Below are 13,297 nucleotides of genomic sequence, written 5' to 3'. Positions count from 1 at the left end.
TCAGCCAAAAACGAGAAATTATTTAAGGTGTTTTAACACGACATCTGCCATTGCATCGATGAATTCAGGTTTGGCATTCGGCATTTCCGGACGATAGTACGAAGCTCCAATATCATCTGTTACCACTTTACATTCATAATCGTTGTCAAATAGAACTTCAAGATGATCGGATACGAAGCCTACAGGCGTATAGACGAATGTCTTGTATCCATTTTCTTTATAAAGATCACGGGTTAAATCCTGAACGTCAGGACCTAACCATGGATCAGGAGTGTTTCCTTCACTTTGCCAGCCTACTGCATATTCCTTCACGCCTGCTCCCTCAGCAATCATCTTCGCTGTTTCCTCTAATTGCATTGGATACGGATCGCCTGATTGCAGGATGCGTTCGGGAAGGCTGTGAGCAGATACGATCAGGACAGCATTGCTACGCTCTTCTTCAGACATGCTTGCATAGGTTTCTTTCACTCTATCCACCCAATACTGAATGAATTTAGGTTCATCATACCAGCTTTCAACCGATGTAATGTGAGGCCCGCCCAGCTTTTCTGCCGTTTCCTTCGCGCGTCCATTGTAGGATTTAACACTGAACGTTGAAAAATGAGGGGCAAGTACAATCGAAACGGCTTCTTGAATGCCGTCTTTATGCATCTGTTCAACAGCGTCTTCCACGAAAGGTTCGATATGTTTCAGACCAAGATACATTTTAAACTCAATGTCATCCTGAATGCTGTTTAAATGTTCTTCAAGACTCTTCGCTTGATCCAGGGTGATTTTTGCCAGTGGAGAAATCCCACCAATGGCTTCATAGCGTCCACGGAGGTCTTCCAGCAGTTCAGCAGAGGGAGCTCTTCCATGTCGGATGTGAGTATAGTAACGTTCCAAATCTTCTTCTTTATATGGAGTTCCATAGGCCATCACCAATAGACCCATTTTCTTCTTTGTCATACCATTTCACCTCGTTATCAGTATCATACATTCCATTATTGTGCCATGTTTCTTCATATGAATCCATGGTTACACACGTATGAATGTGCTCTACCTGGCACTGTATTCATGTACGAAAGCTGCCAGACGCTTTAATGTGTCCGGATTAACTTGCGGGAATACCCCGTGTCCTAAGTTAAAGATGTGGGAAGGAAGCTCCATTCCCTGATCAAGGATCTCTCTGGCTCTTTCTTCGATCACTTCCCAGGGGGCTAACAGAATCGCAGGATCCAGATTTCCCATTACCGTTTTGGAAATGCCTCTTTCCCTTGCTTCTTTAATCGGCAGGCGCCAGTCTAAACCAACTACATCAAGAGGAAGGTCATGCCATTCATTCGCCAAGTGACTTGCACCAACACCGAACATAATCAATGGTACGTTCTCTTCCTTCAATTCTGTAAAGATCTTCTCCATGACCGGCTTAATGAATGTACGATAATCTTGTATATTCAATGCCCCGACCCATGAGTCGAAAATTTGGAAAGCAGACGCCCCTGCTTTGATTTGAGCTTTCGCATACGTCACTGTCATAGCTGCCAGTTTATCCATTAAAGCAAACCATGCTTGTGGCTCTGCATACATGAACGCTTTTGTTTTATTATAGTTTTTCGACGGACCGCCTTCAATCATGTAGCTTGCCATTGTAAAAGGTGCACCGGCAAAACCGATCAACGGCACGGACAGTTGCTCAACAGTCAATAATTTAATGGTATCTAATACGTAAGGAACATCATTTTCAGGGTCGATTTCTCCCAGCTTCTCAACATCCGCTGTCGTACGAATCGGATTATCGATCACGGGCCCGATTCCTGATTTGATTTCTACATCCACTCCTATAGACGGAAGTGGTGACATAATGTCTTTATAAAGGATCGCTGCATCTACATCATATTGTTCCACCGGCAGCCTTGTCACATATGCGCAAAGCTCAGGTTGGTGTGTAATTTCAAACAGAGAATACTTCTCTTTGATTTTGCGGTATTCAGGTTGTGAACGCCCAGCTTGTCTCATATACCAAACCGGAGTATAGTCCGTCTTCTCTCCCCTTGCTGCTCGTAAAAATGTATCATTCATTTGTTTCATACCTTTGTTCGTCCACCTTTCTATGTAACTCCATTATTCCCATTGTATACTAACTTGAGTAGATTCTGAAATTGTCTTATTTATAATATGACCGTACGAATTGTAACCCTTTTAAACTATAGACGTTTTAAAGAGAATTGTATAGTTATCAAGGGAAAATGTCATAAATTTGCCGATTTTCAGGGGGGATGAAAAAATATCCATAAATCATGTTACATGAGCTAAGGATTAGGGAAGAGTATACTAGAGATAACTAACTAATTGAGGTGATTTGGATGAAGGTTTATATAACAACGGGAACCCATGAATTTCTAAAAAAATTAATGGATCGGCATTCAGATGAAAAGATGATCTTAATGCAGGGAAAAGATGCCATGCTGCTCCATGAGACAAAAGGAGAGAGTGTCTTTGAATCCCCCCGCAAATATGAAATTGTCGATCAATCCGGTGAGCTTGAAAATAAAGGATATGTGGTTTTCAATAACATTCCTGTTACAGATGAAGGTCGCCCACTATTTGAGTACCGCTTTAAAAATCGTGCAGGATTGATCGAAGAAGTTCCAGGCTTTACGGCTATCCGGGTTCTTCGCCCATTAGACACGGATACATATGTGATTATGACACTATGGGAAGACGAGAGAAACTTCATTGCCTGGCAGGAGTCAGATCAATACAAAAAAGCTCATGAAAAGCGGGGCACGGAAGAAGGAATTGATAATAAGAAAGACATCTTTCCCCGCGCTTCCTATGTTAGTGACTATCATGTAACAGAAGAAGAGTAAGAACCAAGCTGCCATATTTCTGGCAGCTTATTTATTATCCTGATATTCAAACCTTTCAATCTTAACAATTACACTTAAGGTGTACATACATAATTACAAATTATTAACAGTATACTTTATCGTATTGGATAGATATTTACTTTACATTACCCTATATGAAAGGAGTTGAGTACCGGTGAGTCAAACGTGTTTGCTTCTGATTGACTTTCAAAAGGCATTTGGTCATCCTTCATGGGGAAAGCGGAATAATCCGGGTATGGAAGAAAACGCCTATCAGCTTCTTCGCGCATGGAGAGAAAAGGCATGGCCCGTCGTTCACGTACAGCATTCTTCCAATGATATGGAATCACAACTGCATTCAAGCTGCTCAGGTTTCGATTTTATAGACGAATTCCGTCCTTTACGAAATGAAAAGCAAATCATTAAGCACGTTAACAGCGCCTTTATCGATACGGACCTGGATTTATATTTAAAAAGGGAAAAATTCACATCCCTTGTAGTGATGGGCTTCACGACGAATCACTGTGTATCCACAACGGTTCGCATGGCTCAGAACTTAGGGTATGATGTGACGGTTCCTTTTGATGCCACAGCATGCTTTGAAACATATTCCTATGACGGTTCCTTATTTTCCGCAGAAATTGTTCACGGTCTGTCACTGGCTAATCTTCATCATGAATTCGCCACCATCGCTTCAACAGAATCCATTCTATCTTCTCGATTAAAATTAAGTAAACCTGTTACATTCTAAGAAATGTTTTGTTTTCGCAAAGGGGCTTAGTCAAGGGGAATCATTCCATTCCCCTTGACTAAGCCCCCTTGCTTTTTTCAATATAGATTCTTCTCGCAAAAGCTTCTCTACTCTTTACTACCAGCTTTATACAAGATTCCGTTTCGATTTGCATAAATGGCTGCCTGCGTACGATCGGCCACTCCAAGCTTGCTCAGGATATTACTTACATGTGTTTTGACAGTCTTGACCCCTATGAAAAGCTCTTCAGATATTTCCTGATTCGTCATCCCTTCTCCCAGGCATTTCAATACATCCATTTCTCTCGACGTCAGCTCTTCATGAGGCAATACTTCCTGAGGGCGGAATCGGTTCATCATTTTATCTGCCACTTTGGAGGCAATGACAGACTCCCCCTTCACCGCTTTATAAACAGCCGATGTCACTTCTTCGGCACTTGCCGTTTTCAATAAATAACTATGTGCTCCTGCTTCAATGGCGGGAAACACTTTTTCATCATCATAATAGCTTGTAAGTATGATAATTTTACAGTCAGGATGAAAAGTTAGGATTTTCTTGGTTGCCTCGATACCATTCCCGTTCTCCATCAATAAATCCATCAGAATCACATCAGGCATATACAGCTTCGCAAGCTGAGCCGCTTCATTTCCGCTTTTTGCTTCCCCAAGGAATTCGATCCGATCTTCTGTCAGCAAATAGGTTTTCATTCCTAATCGAACCATTTCGTGATCATCTACAATCATCACCTTTACCTTATCCACCTGTTTTCCCCCTTTGATTTAGACTGGAATTCTCAGGTCAATATACGTTCCTTCTTTCTCTTTAGAACGTATTTGAAACAATCCCCCGATTTCCTCGGCCCGCTCTCTCATTGTCTGAAGTCCGTAAGATGTCATCTTGTTTTCTCTCAGGTTAAAACCTCTTCCATTGTCACTAATGTACAACGTGACATACCCGTCCTTTTTCTCCGTCACAATCTTTACTTTCGTTGCCTCAGAGTGACGAAGGATATTGGAGAGGCTTTCCTGAATAATTCTGAACATATGGGTTTCCGTTCCCTTTGAAAGATTCTCAATCCCATCTAGACTTGCTTCGATTTCGATTTGTGTTTTTTCCTTTAATTCTCTAATTAAAATGGTTAAGGCTTCACAAAGACTTTCACCTTTTAAATCGATCGGTCGTAAATGAAGAAGAAGAGCCCTCATCTCCCCTTGCGCTTTTCCCGCAATGTCTGCTACTTGTTTAACGATCATTTCAACCTTCTTAGAGTCTGTCCCGATACTTTTTTGCGCGGCAGAAGATAGCATATTTAATGCGAATAATTGCTGACTGACTGAATCATGCAAATCCCTCGCCAGTCTTTGCCGTTCTTCCATGACAGCTGCTTGATGAGCCTGGTCGGCAAGCTCGGATTTTTCATCGGCTAACCTCTGGAGTGATTTCACCTGTTCTTGAATGAACACAGCAAGTTGATTTAATTCATCCGATAAGACCCCAAGCTCATCGTGTTCGAATCGGTCCACCCTGGCAGAAAACTTCCCGCTTCTTAACAGCGTTACAAAGGTGGAAATATCATCAATTCTTCCTTTAAATGTATATCCTGTGCGAAATCCGAAATATATGCTTAATAATAGAAGAATGCTTGCCAGCCAAATGGTTAAATATAGTGAAACCTGAAGGGAAAAGCTTGGGTTTTCAGCTAAGTACAGATAGACCTGCAAGGAAATAAAGAAAAGCAAGACAGCCATGGTGGACATCATGAAAAAGCTTTTAAAAATCCAGTTGCGAATATTTGATGACTTTTCCACGTTCTCCCCTCCTTTCACTGGATAAATCGGTCTCTGATCACACTCGGCTGATTCGAATCGATCCTATTTTTACATTAACGTTCAGTTTGATCTTTTTGCTTGCGTGCTCGTATTCAGGCGAACGGTAATAAAGCTCGGAACGAATATCAGCAGACTTTTGGTCGAATAATTTAATATCCCCTACCTGCACTTTCAAGGTGATCTCCACTGGAACGTTTTCTGGAATGATCATCTTTACATCACCAATCCAGCCCTTAATATCAATGGGAGTTTCCCCTTCTGGTATAAAAGCCTTACTAAAGTCAAAATAGTAATCTCCAATGGCATTGTAAAGATTCATTGATTCCAGCGGCCAGTTAGGCTCAGAAAAACGTATATCCCCGACAATAAACCCTTTGTTCATTTTATTCTTCTTTTGAAGGAATTTCTCCCCCAACGGCTGATTTTCAAAACCTATGTGAGATGTCTCCTCTTTATTTGGCGATTCATTGCTTATGCTAATCTTGATGGGTTTATTTCTTCCCACTCTATTAATGGCAATGGCAATAATAAAGAGAGGCCATAGTTTCCACCAGCTTCCATAGTCGAAATCCACTACATCGTACCCATCGAGTATAATGAGCCCCCCTAACACCATACTGAATAGTCCAAACAGTAATTTCCCAAAGCTTTCCTTCAAAAAACTGTCTACCGTCCACTTCAAGCCAAGGAGTAACAACAAAATCGGAATAATATTGACAAATATCTGCGTTATTTCCAAGGAAATGACACCAATATTCAATAGTAATAACAACAATCCTATCGCCATCAACATGAACGAGAAAAACCATTGTTTTCTTCCCTTATACCTCATCCCAACACCACCTTTACATCTACTATTAGTTTCGCTATTAATGGATAAATTCCTGTTACTTCTTTCATTATAGATTGGTTTCTCAACGTATTTGAGGAGCATCGGCATGATTTTGCCTCAGTCTCGAGACGGAAAAAATGTTTCTACTTTGCATCACACCTTTTCACTATTTTCATAATCTATAGTACAGATCAGGGCATATGCCTAAGTTTGAGGAACGATTTAGAGGAGGTTTTTTCTAATGGGGATTGATTTAACAGCTCTTCATTGGATTTATTTAGCTTTCATAGGATTCATCATCCTATTCATGATTTTTCGGAAAGACACCACGATCGTATGTATCCTGGGGATCTTCAGTATTGCCCTGGTGGCAACAGGGTCTCTAAGCGGATCGATTAGTAGTATATTTAATAGTTTTATATTCGCCATCACCGAACTGCTGTCTACCATTCTCGTGATATCCATTATCGTAGCGATGAGTAAAGGACTGACGACCACCGGTATTAACGATGTCATGATCCGCCCGTTTACAAAGTTCATCCGGACACCTGCCCTGGCTTACTGGACAATCGGTCTTGTGATGATGTTTATTTCTTGGTTTTTTTGGCCGTCGCCTGCAGTAGCCCTCTTGGGTGCAGTATTAGTACCAGTCGCCCTTAGAGTCGGATTACCTGCTCTTGGAATCGCCATGGCCATGAACTTATTCGGTCACGGTATAGCCCTTTCAGGTGACTTTGTCATTCAGGCTGCTCCGAAGTTAACGGCCGACGCAGCAGGCATACCTGTATCAGATGTTATTTCTGCAAGTATCCCCCTTATTATCGTGATGGGTGTCGTCACAACTGTTACTGCGTTCCTTTTCCTTAAAAGAGATATGAAGCGGGGAATCCTTTCGGTGGATTCGAGCTCCCTGGCGTCCATCGGCCAGGTTCAGGAGGAGTCACCTAACCTGTTACCTACAGGATGGAAAAGAACAATTGCCATTCTTATCCCTATTTTATTTGCCCTGGATATTACCGCTATGGTTTTATTTGACCTTCAAGGAGGAGATGCAACCGCACTGATCGGTGGAACATCCATCATCATACTTCTCTTGATTTCATTGGCTGCCTTTAAAGGAAAGGGATTGGAGAAAACGACGAGCTTCATGATTGACGGTTTTCAGTTTGGATTTAAAGTCTTTGGTCCCGTGATTCCAATCGCTGCTTTCTTCTACTTGGGAGACTCTGGGTTTCAAACGATTATCGGCGATTTCCTACCTTCAACATCACAAGGAATCGTCAATGACCTCGGGGCATCCCTTGCTGCCATCGTTCCCCTTTCTACAGCAGTCGGAGCGATCACCCTTACGACCGTTGGAGCGATCACGGGTCTCGACGGATCCGGTTTTTCCGGCATCTCCCTTGCTGGTTCCGTAGCCAATCTATTCGCAGATAGCATTGGGTCCGGTGTCGCTACCCTAACCGCCCTCGGGCAAGTGGCAGCCATCTGGGTCGGCGGCGGAACACTTGTCCCATGGGCCCTCATCCCAGCTGCCGCCATCTGTGGAGTCGATCCATTCGAACTCGCACGGCGTAACATGCTTCCTGTTACCATCGGATTAATAGCAACTACAATTGTGGCGATGTTCTTGATTTGAACATAGTGAGGGACGGACCTTGTATAAGGTCCGTCCCTCTATTTATCTTGTTTCGGCCGCTTCTCATAGAGAAAGATGCACAGTACGAAAAAGGAGTATCCGAGCAGGTATCCGGCTGCGACATCTGATGGATAATGAGCCTGTTCCACTATTCTGCTGAGCCCTGTCAACATGGAAAGGATGATGGACAGGATAAAGAGGCTCACTTTCATTCCAGTTGAAGAGATCTCTCTACTAATGAAGTATGCAATGACGAGTAAGAAGACCAGTCCTACCATGGCATGGCCGCTGGGAAAACTGAACCCTTCCTCGCCATGTGAAAATGGAGGTCTTTCTCTTTCCATCAAGCCTTTGATGGTTTTATTTAGCACGTTACTTCCAGCTACCAGCACAACAACGGTGATGATTCCAACATAGTCCTTCTTGACCCACCAAAGATATAAAATAAGGGCGATGGATGCGATCCCGATCACTATTTCAGTACCGATTACGGAAAACGATTCTATTAAGTGAAGGTTGCTCATGCTGGACAAGAGATACTCATCACCTAAAATCTCCATCTCATAAAAAACAAAATGTGCGATAGTCATAAACAGTACAAATGAAATGATGGCCGTTATGTATCGAAACTTCTTCATCTTGATCCTCCTTGAATTTCACTCTGACTACTTCCCTCTCAATATTTAGTGTTATAATATTCGTAATATTCATCAAATACTAGGAGGTTGTGCACTTGCTGAATGAATTATATCAGAAATTAGAAGAACGTTGGATAGAAATGGTTGAGATCAGAAGATATCTTCATCAACATCCTGAATTATCCTTCCAAGAAAAAAATACAGCTGCATACATAGCTGATTACTACAAAAGCATCGGCGTACCGGTTAAGGAACAAGTCGGCGGCAATGGGGTAGTCGCAAGAATCGAAGGGGCTCTCCCAGGTAAAACGGTGGCCCTCCGTGCAGATTTTGACGCCCTTCCCATCCAGGATGAAAAGGATGTGGAATATCGCTCCACCGTTCCAGGAGTCATGCATGCATGTGGTCATGACGGCCATACAGCAACCCTGTTAGTATTGGGTAAAACCCTCCATGAAATGCGTAGTAAGCTTTCAGGTACTGTGGTTCTCATTCATCAGCATGCGGAAGAATATGCTCCGGGCGGAGCGAAACCCATGATTGAAGCGGGCTGCCTCGATGGAGTGGATGTTATTTTCGGAACTCATTTATGGTCCAGTGAACCGCTTGGAAAGGTTTTATATCGAACAGGTCCAATAATGGCTGCTGCTGATAGATTTGAAATTGTAATCAAGGGGTCCGGCGGTCACGGGGCACAACCTCATAAAACAAAGGATTCCATCGTGATAGGAGCTCAAGTCGTTTCAGAGCTTCAACAAATTGTCAGCAGAAGAGTGAATCCGATTGAATCTGCCGTTGTGACAATCGGTTCGTTTATGGCAGAAAACGCATTTAATGTGATTGCCGATTCCGCTAAACTCATTGGAACAGTCCGTACATTCAATCCTGAGGTCAGAGACTTTATTGAAGAAGAAATCGAACAGATCTTGAAAGGTGCATGTCTTTCAGCCCGTTGTGAGTATGAATATGTGTATGAACGCGGATATCCTGCTGTCGTTAATCACGCTGAAGAAACGGATCTATTGATTCAAAGTGTGGATACAGTCGATGAAGTTCATGTAGTGGAAGAAATTGAAATGCAAATGGGCGGGGAGGATTTCTCTCATTACTTAGAACATGTAAAGGGTACCTTCTTTTTTACGGGAGCCAAGCCGGAAAATGTTGAAGTTGCCTTCCCCCACCATCATCCAAAGTTTGATATTAACGAAAAAGCTCTTCTTATAGCCGCTAAATCACTGGCGTCTGCTGTCATTCAATATCAACAAAGACATTCTGTCACAGAATCGACGCTGACAAATTAACACATAAAAAAGGATCAGGTGCCATATGATAAGGGCCTGATCCTTTACTCTTAGTAAAAGCGATGATTTTTCTCGATCTTACTTACCACCAATACCCACCAGATCAGGAGCGGTTGAAACAATAACCTCACCCATAGCAGCACTACATTCGCTTCTTCATTCCCTGGAGCTGGAATTCCTTTAATGGCCGCATAGATGTTGGCAGGAAAGATGAGAACTAAATAAATCGCTGTGATGATTCCGGCTTTTTCCCGTGTCTTTGGAATGAGCAGCAGCACAGCTAATATAAATTCAATCATTCCCGTAATATAAACGATTTCTTCTCTTAGGGGGATGATTTCAGGAATCATTCGGGCAAATCCTTGAGCTTCAATAAAGTGAAACACCCCGGCTAAAAAGAAGAAGAATGAGAATAGAATAAGTCCTAACAGCTTCAATCCCTTTTTACGTTTGTTCATCTAAACACCTCTCTAAATCAATGTAACCGTACTTCCTAACTATACCTGAATATTCAAAGGAAATAAAAAAAGCGTTCATTTCCCGTAAAGCCCAGCTCACAAAAAAAGATCGACCATCACGATCGACCTTCCCTCACTACTATTCTAATTCATTAAAGTACCGAATCCGATAAGCAAATTTTGCCACTTCCCCCAGTTGATCAAGAAGCTGATAGTTTGCATAGGCCCCAACGACAGCTCCTACTCCCGGAATGAGTTGAAACAATTTCACGAAATCAATGTAATCCCGATACTCCTGTTGAAAGGTTCGCCAGTCCAATTCCATTAGCTTTTCTTTTTCCTCATCCCAGTTTTCGATGATGTACAGGACATGTTTTTTATGAGAATCACTGGAGAATGCCAGTTGAAACACATACAAAAGAAACAGTCGTTCTTCATATTGTTTTACATCATACCCATGAATGGCAGAGCATTCGCTTAGGAATTTCATTTTGATTGATAAAAGCAACGGAAAATCTGCCAAACCGAGAAAGATTCCACCTGCACCAGTTCCTGCTCCTTCAATCGTCGCAGCTTTTCGGTAAAATTCCATTCGTTCCATCATTAGCCTTTCTCTTCCCTCTAATGAAGGCCTCAATGATATCTGATGAAGAGGTACCCACTCACTGCCCTTTAACGTAACTTCTACCATTCTCTTAATGCTTTCCGTTACCAATTTGTGCGCTTTCTCAGGTATCAATTGATTCACTTTTGTTTGAGCTTGTTTAGAAACCCGTTGAAAGATAGACGATTTTCTACTGAACTTACGTTTCCAGGAATCGAGCTCTTCTTTTTCATGGTTCACACTGAACCACCGTCCTTTTTTATCGGCTTACTCATTCTATACGTTTCTTCCTACTGGATTGTTTCACTAAAATAATGTTTCTTCCATCTTTTTCAATCGCTGAACTAAGTAAAATTGGCTAAACAATATGGAGAATGACAGCCCAACGAGTAGGGTAATCACTCCTTCCACCCAAGCCCCCTTAATGAATAAAGGAAGGCAAAATACAACCGCTTGGATCATCATCGCCTGATTCATGATTTTTTGGAAGGATGATTTCTTCAATTCCCTTGAGACGGGATAAATGAGCACCCAGATTTTATAATCAAACCGTTTAAACATTGGTATGAGCTGAAAAGCGGTTAAATACAGAAACACCAAAGCAGTCAGAATGCTGAAAATAAAGGACGAATTTGAATAAATCAGCAAAACGCCGATCAAGGTCAAACGAAGATAAAGACCTGAATATTCACTTGTTCTCACCAATGAGCGAAGATACAAATAGCGATAGGTTGATGCTTGGGTGAATGATGTTTTCACAATTCCATCAAGCCATTTTCTCCTGTGCACCTTTCCTTTCAGCTTAGGGACATCAGTGAACATATTGGCGATCCGGTAAAAGATCAGCATCCGCTGCTCCTCCAAGTTGATTAACAAATCCCATTTAAGATTTTTTCCTTTTGTTGATTGATAAAAGTAGAGCGCATATCCGAGCATAATGAAGACAACGACCGTGATCATCCAAATGTCAGCTCCTGATAATACTAAGAACACGAGAGTACCGCTTAATAAAAAACGCAAAAAGCTGTCCTGCAGGTGAGCTTCCCTTTCCTGAAAGCGCAGCATAAACCAGCGTACATATAGGTTCCATACCTTTAAGGCTAATACAAAGCCAAGTAACGGAAAGAAGCTTCCAAAGCTGCTGTCTGATACCGCTACATACATCGGCATGAGTGCAGCCAGTACGAGCAGTTGAATATACGATTGAAACATGAAACTAATCCAGATGCATTTGGTGAAATAGCTTGATAAGCGCCCCTCTAATGGCAGAAGAAACACGGCATCCGCTTCCCTCAAAAACGTATAAACGGGACTCCATGCCAATAAGAGACCCAGAATCACCGCCATGATGAGTGGTGCAGGAAAAGCCGGATCCAGGGTTTTCACCCACTGATTATACGTATACGCTGCTCCTCCCAATGCAAAAATCAGGACGAATAATAAATGATCGTTAAACATGTATTTCAAGTACTTTTGAAGCTCTTGATTATACTCTACGATTCGTTTCTTCCAAATACTTTCAACATTATTCATCATGAGATTCTTCCTTTGTCAGCTGGATATAAATATCATCTAAGGTCGCATCCGGCATGAAGAATTCGGTACGAAGTTCCTGAAGCGTACCTTTTGCGCGAATTTTCCCTTCATGAAGAATGATGAATGAGTCACAATATCTCTCTGCCGTTGCTAAAATATGCGTCGACATCAGTATTCCGGCACCGTTTTGCTTCATCTCCTGCATCCAGTCAAGCAGTGACTGAATTCCGAGTGGATCTAATCCAACAAACGGCTCGTCAATGATATAGAGACTGGGCTGAATTAGAAAAGCGCACATGATCATCACCTTTTGTTTCATCCCTTTTGAAAAGTGTGCAGGAAACCAGCTCATCTTCTTCTCCATACGAAAGGCCTTCAACAGTTTATCAATTCTTCCTTTATACTCAGACTCCGATAAGCCGTAGGCCATGGCCGTCAGTTTTAAATGCTCTTCAAGGGTAAGCTCATCATAAAGAATCGGTGTTTCCGGTATGTATGAAAACTGGTTTCGATACTGATCGGCATCACTCTTCAAGGTATGACCATTAATGGACACTTCTCCTTGCTTTGCTTCCATGAGACCGATTATATGCTTGATAGTCGTACTTTTCCCTGCCCCGTTCAGGCCGATTAATCCGACAATTTCATTTGAATGTATGGAAAATGATATATCCTTTAAGACCGGTTTTCGGGTATATCCGCCAACCAGGTGTTTGATTTCTAATAATGACACGAGCAGCAACGTCCTTTCTCTTCTAATGGTTTTCTCTATTTTATCAAAATTTCATGGTAAAGGCATTGTTAATCCAATTTCTCATTCCACATTTTAACATTCATAATAATACACGATTTGCACA

The 13,297-nt window shown here is 42.0% G+C and carries 14 protein-coding genes; 4 read left to right on the top strand and 10 right to left on the bottom strand.

From position 1 onward, the window contains the following. Positions 1-18: 18 nt before the first annotated feature. Complete coding sequence (gene hemH / locus AAEM60_RS07655; protein ID WP_299740032.1) at positions 19-948, bottom strand: ferrochelatase; 930 nt, start codon at positions 946-948, stop codon at positions 19-21. A 90-nt stretch (positions 949-1,038) separates the two neighbouring features. Continuing rightward, positions 1,039-2,070, bottom strand: a complete 1,032-nt coding sequence (gene hemE / locus AAEM60_RS07650; protein WP_299740030.1) for a uroporphyrinogen decarboxylase — start codon at positions 2,068-2,070, stop codon at positions 1,039-1,041. Between the two features lie 275 nt (positions 2,071-2,345). Here hemE and AAEM60_RS07645 point away from each other — a divergent pair, with 275 nt between their 5' ends. Next, on the top strand, positions 2,346-2,852 hold the full coding sequence (locus AAEM60_RS07645; protein WP_341357757.1) for an antibiotic biosynthesis monooxygenase: 507 nt from the start codon (positions 2,346-2,348) through the stop codon (positions 2,850-2,852). A 175-nt stretch (positions 2,853-3,027) separates the two neighbouring features. Continuing rightward, positions 3,028-3,603 carry a cysteine hydrolase family protein gene (locus AAEM60_RS07640; RefSeq protein WP_299740026.1) on the top strand — a complete coding sequence of 192 codons (576 nt, stop codon included), beginning with the start codon at positions 3,028-3,030 and terminating at the stop codon, positions 3,601-3,603. A 107-nt stretch (positions 3,604-3,710) separates the two neighbouring features. On the opposite strand, the gene AAEM60_RS07635 is transcribed toward AAEM60_RS07640, so the two are convergent. Genes AAEM60_RS07635 through liaF form a run of 3 tightly spaced genes read right to left on the bottom strand, consistent with a single transcriptional unit; the run spans position 3,711 to position 6,264 of the window. Continuing rightward, positions 3,711-4,364 carry a response regulator transcription factor gene (locus AAEM60_RS07635; RefSeq protein WP_299740024.1) on the bottom strand — a complete coding sequence of 218 codons (654 nt, stop codon included), beginning with the start codon at positions 4,362-4,364 and terminating at the stop codon, positions 3,711-3,713. Positions 4,365-4,382: 18 nt separating this feature from the next. Beyond that, positions 4,383-5,411 (bottom strand): sensor histidine kinase, encoded by a 1,029-nt coding sequence (locus AAEM60_RS07630; protein ID WP_341357756.1) that lies wholly within the window; start codon positions 5,409-5,411, stop codon positions 4,383-4,385. 37 nt (positions 5,412-5,448) lie between these two features. Then, the gene (gene liaF / locus AAEM60_RS07625) at positions 5,449-6,264 is read right to left on the bottom strand and encodes a cell wall-active antibiotics response protein LiaF (RefSeq protein WP_341357755.1); all 816 of its coding nucleotides are present in this window, start codon (positions 6,262-6,264) and stop codon (positions 5,449-5,451) included. Positions 6,265-6,505: 241 nt separating this feature from the next. On the opposite strand from liaF, the gene AAEM60_RS07620 reads away from it, so the two are divergent. Beyond that, positions 6,506-7,903, top strand: a complete 1,398-nt coding sequence (locus tag AAEM60_RS07620) for a hypothetical protein (protein WP_341357754.1) — start codon at positions 6,506-6,508, stop codon at positions 7,901-7,903. A 38-nt stretch (positions 7,904-7,941) separates the two neighbouring features. Here AAEM60_RS07620 and AAEM60_RS07615 read toward each other — a convergent pair whose 3' ends face one another. Further along, a complete protein-coding gene (locus tag AAEM60_RS07615; protein WP_299740016.1) occupies positions 7,942-8,541 on the bottom strand; it encodes a phosphatase PAP2 family protein in 600 nt (199 codons plus the stop codon). A gap of 95 nt (positions 8,542-8,636) precedes the next feature. Between AAEM60_RS07615 and AAEM60_RS07610 the strand changes: the two genes are divergently transcribed. After that, the gene (locus AAEM60_RS07610; protein ID WP_299740014.1) at positions 8,637-9,842 is read left to right on the top strand and encodes a M20 family metallopeptidase; all 1,206 of its coding nucleotides are present in this window, start codon (positions 8,637-8,639) and stop codon (positions 9,840-9,842) included. Positions 9,843-9,892: 50 nt separating this feature from the next. On the opposite strand, the gene AAEM60_RS07605 is transcribed toward AAEM60_RS07610, so the two are convergent. The 4 genes from AAEM60_RS07605 to AAEM60_RS07590 all read right to left on the bottom strand — a co-directional run bounded on the left by AAEM60_RS07605 (position 9,893) and on the right by AAEM60_RS07590 (position 13,173). Then, positions 9,893-10,300, bottom strand: coding sequence for a DoxX family protein (locus AAEM60_RS07605; RefSeq protein ID WP_299740012.1), 408 nt, complete (start codon positions 10,298-10,300; stop codon positions 9,893-9,895). 139 nt (positions 10,301-10,439) lie between these two features. Further along, positions 10,440-11,144: an EcsC family protein gene (locus AAEM60_RS07600; RefSeq protein ID WP_299740010.1), complete on the bottom strand. Its 705-nt coding sequence runs from the start codon at positions 11,142-11,144 to the stop codon at positions 10,440-10,442. A 66-nt stretch (positions 11,145-11,210) separates the two neighbouring features. Next, positions 11,211-12,440, bottom strand: coding sequence for an ABC transporter permease (locus AAEM60_RS07595; protein ID WP_299740008.1), 1,230 nt, complete (start codon positions 12,438-12,440; stop codon positions 11,211-11,213). Next, entirely contained in the window at positions 12,430-13,173 is a 744-nt protein-coding gene (locus AAEM60_RS07590) for an ABC transporter ATP-binding protein (RefSeq protein ID WP_341357753.1), read from the bottom strand. Before AAEM60_RS07590 ends, AAEM60_RS07595 begins: the two co-directional genes overlap by 11 nt. Between the last annotated feature and the right edge of the window lie 124 nt (positions 13,174-13,297).

It is taken from the genome of Rossellomorea sp. y25 (genome assembly GCF_038049935.1).
Lineage (GTDB): Bacteria > Bacillota > Bacilli > Bacillales > Bacillaceae_B > Rossellomorea.
Note: the sequence above shows the minus strand (reverse complement) of the source record. Positions and strands in the feature narration are given on the sequence as shown.

Coding starts and splice junctions, on each gene's coding strand:
- AAEM60_RS07595 (WP_299740008.1), bottom strand. CDS start 12,440: ATGATGAATAATGTTGAAAGTATTTGGAAGAAACGAATCGTAGAGTAT.
- liaF (WP_341357755.1), bottom strand. CDS start 6,264: ATGAGGTATAAGGGAAGAAAACAATGGTTTTTCTCGTTCATGTTGATG.
- hemH (WP_299740032.1), bottom strand. CDS start 948: ATGACAAAGAAGAAAATGGGTCTATTGGTGATGGCCTATGGAACTCCA.
- AAEM60_RS07620 (WP_341357754.1), top strand. CDS start 6,506: ATGGGGATTGATTTAACAGCTCTTCATTGGATTTATTTAGCTTTCATA.
- AAEM60_RS07605 (WP_299740012.1), bottom strand. CDS start 10,300: ATGAACAAACGTAAAAAGGGATTGAAGCTGTTAGGACTTATTCTATTC.
- AAEM60_RS07645 (WP_341357757.1), top strand. CDS start 2,346: ATGAAGGTTTATATAACAACGGGAACCCATGAATTTCTAAAAAAATTA.
- hemE (WP_299740030.1), bottom strand. CDS start 2,070: ATGAAACAAATGAATGATACATTTTTACGAGCAGCAAGGGGAGAGAAG.
- AAEM60_RS07615 (WP_299740016.1), bottom strand. CDS start 8,541: ATGAAGAAGTTTCGATACATAACGGCCATCATTTCATTTGTACTGTTT.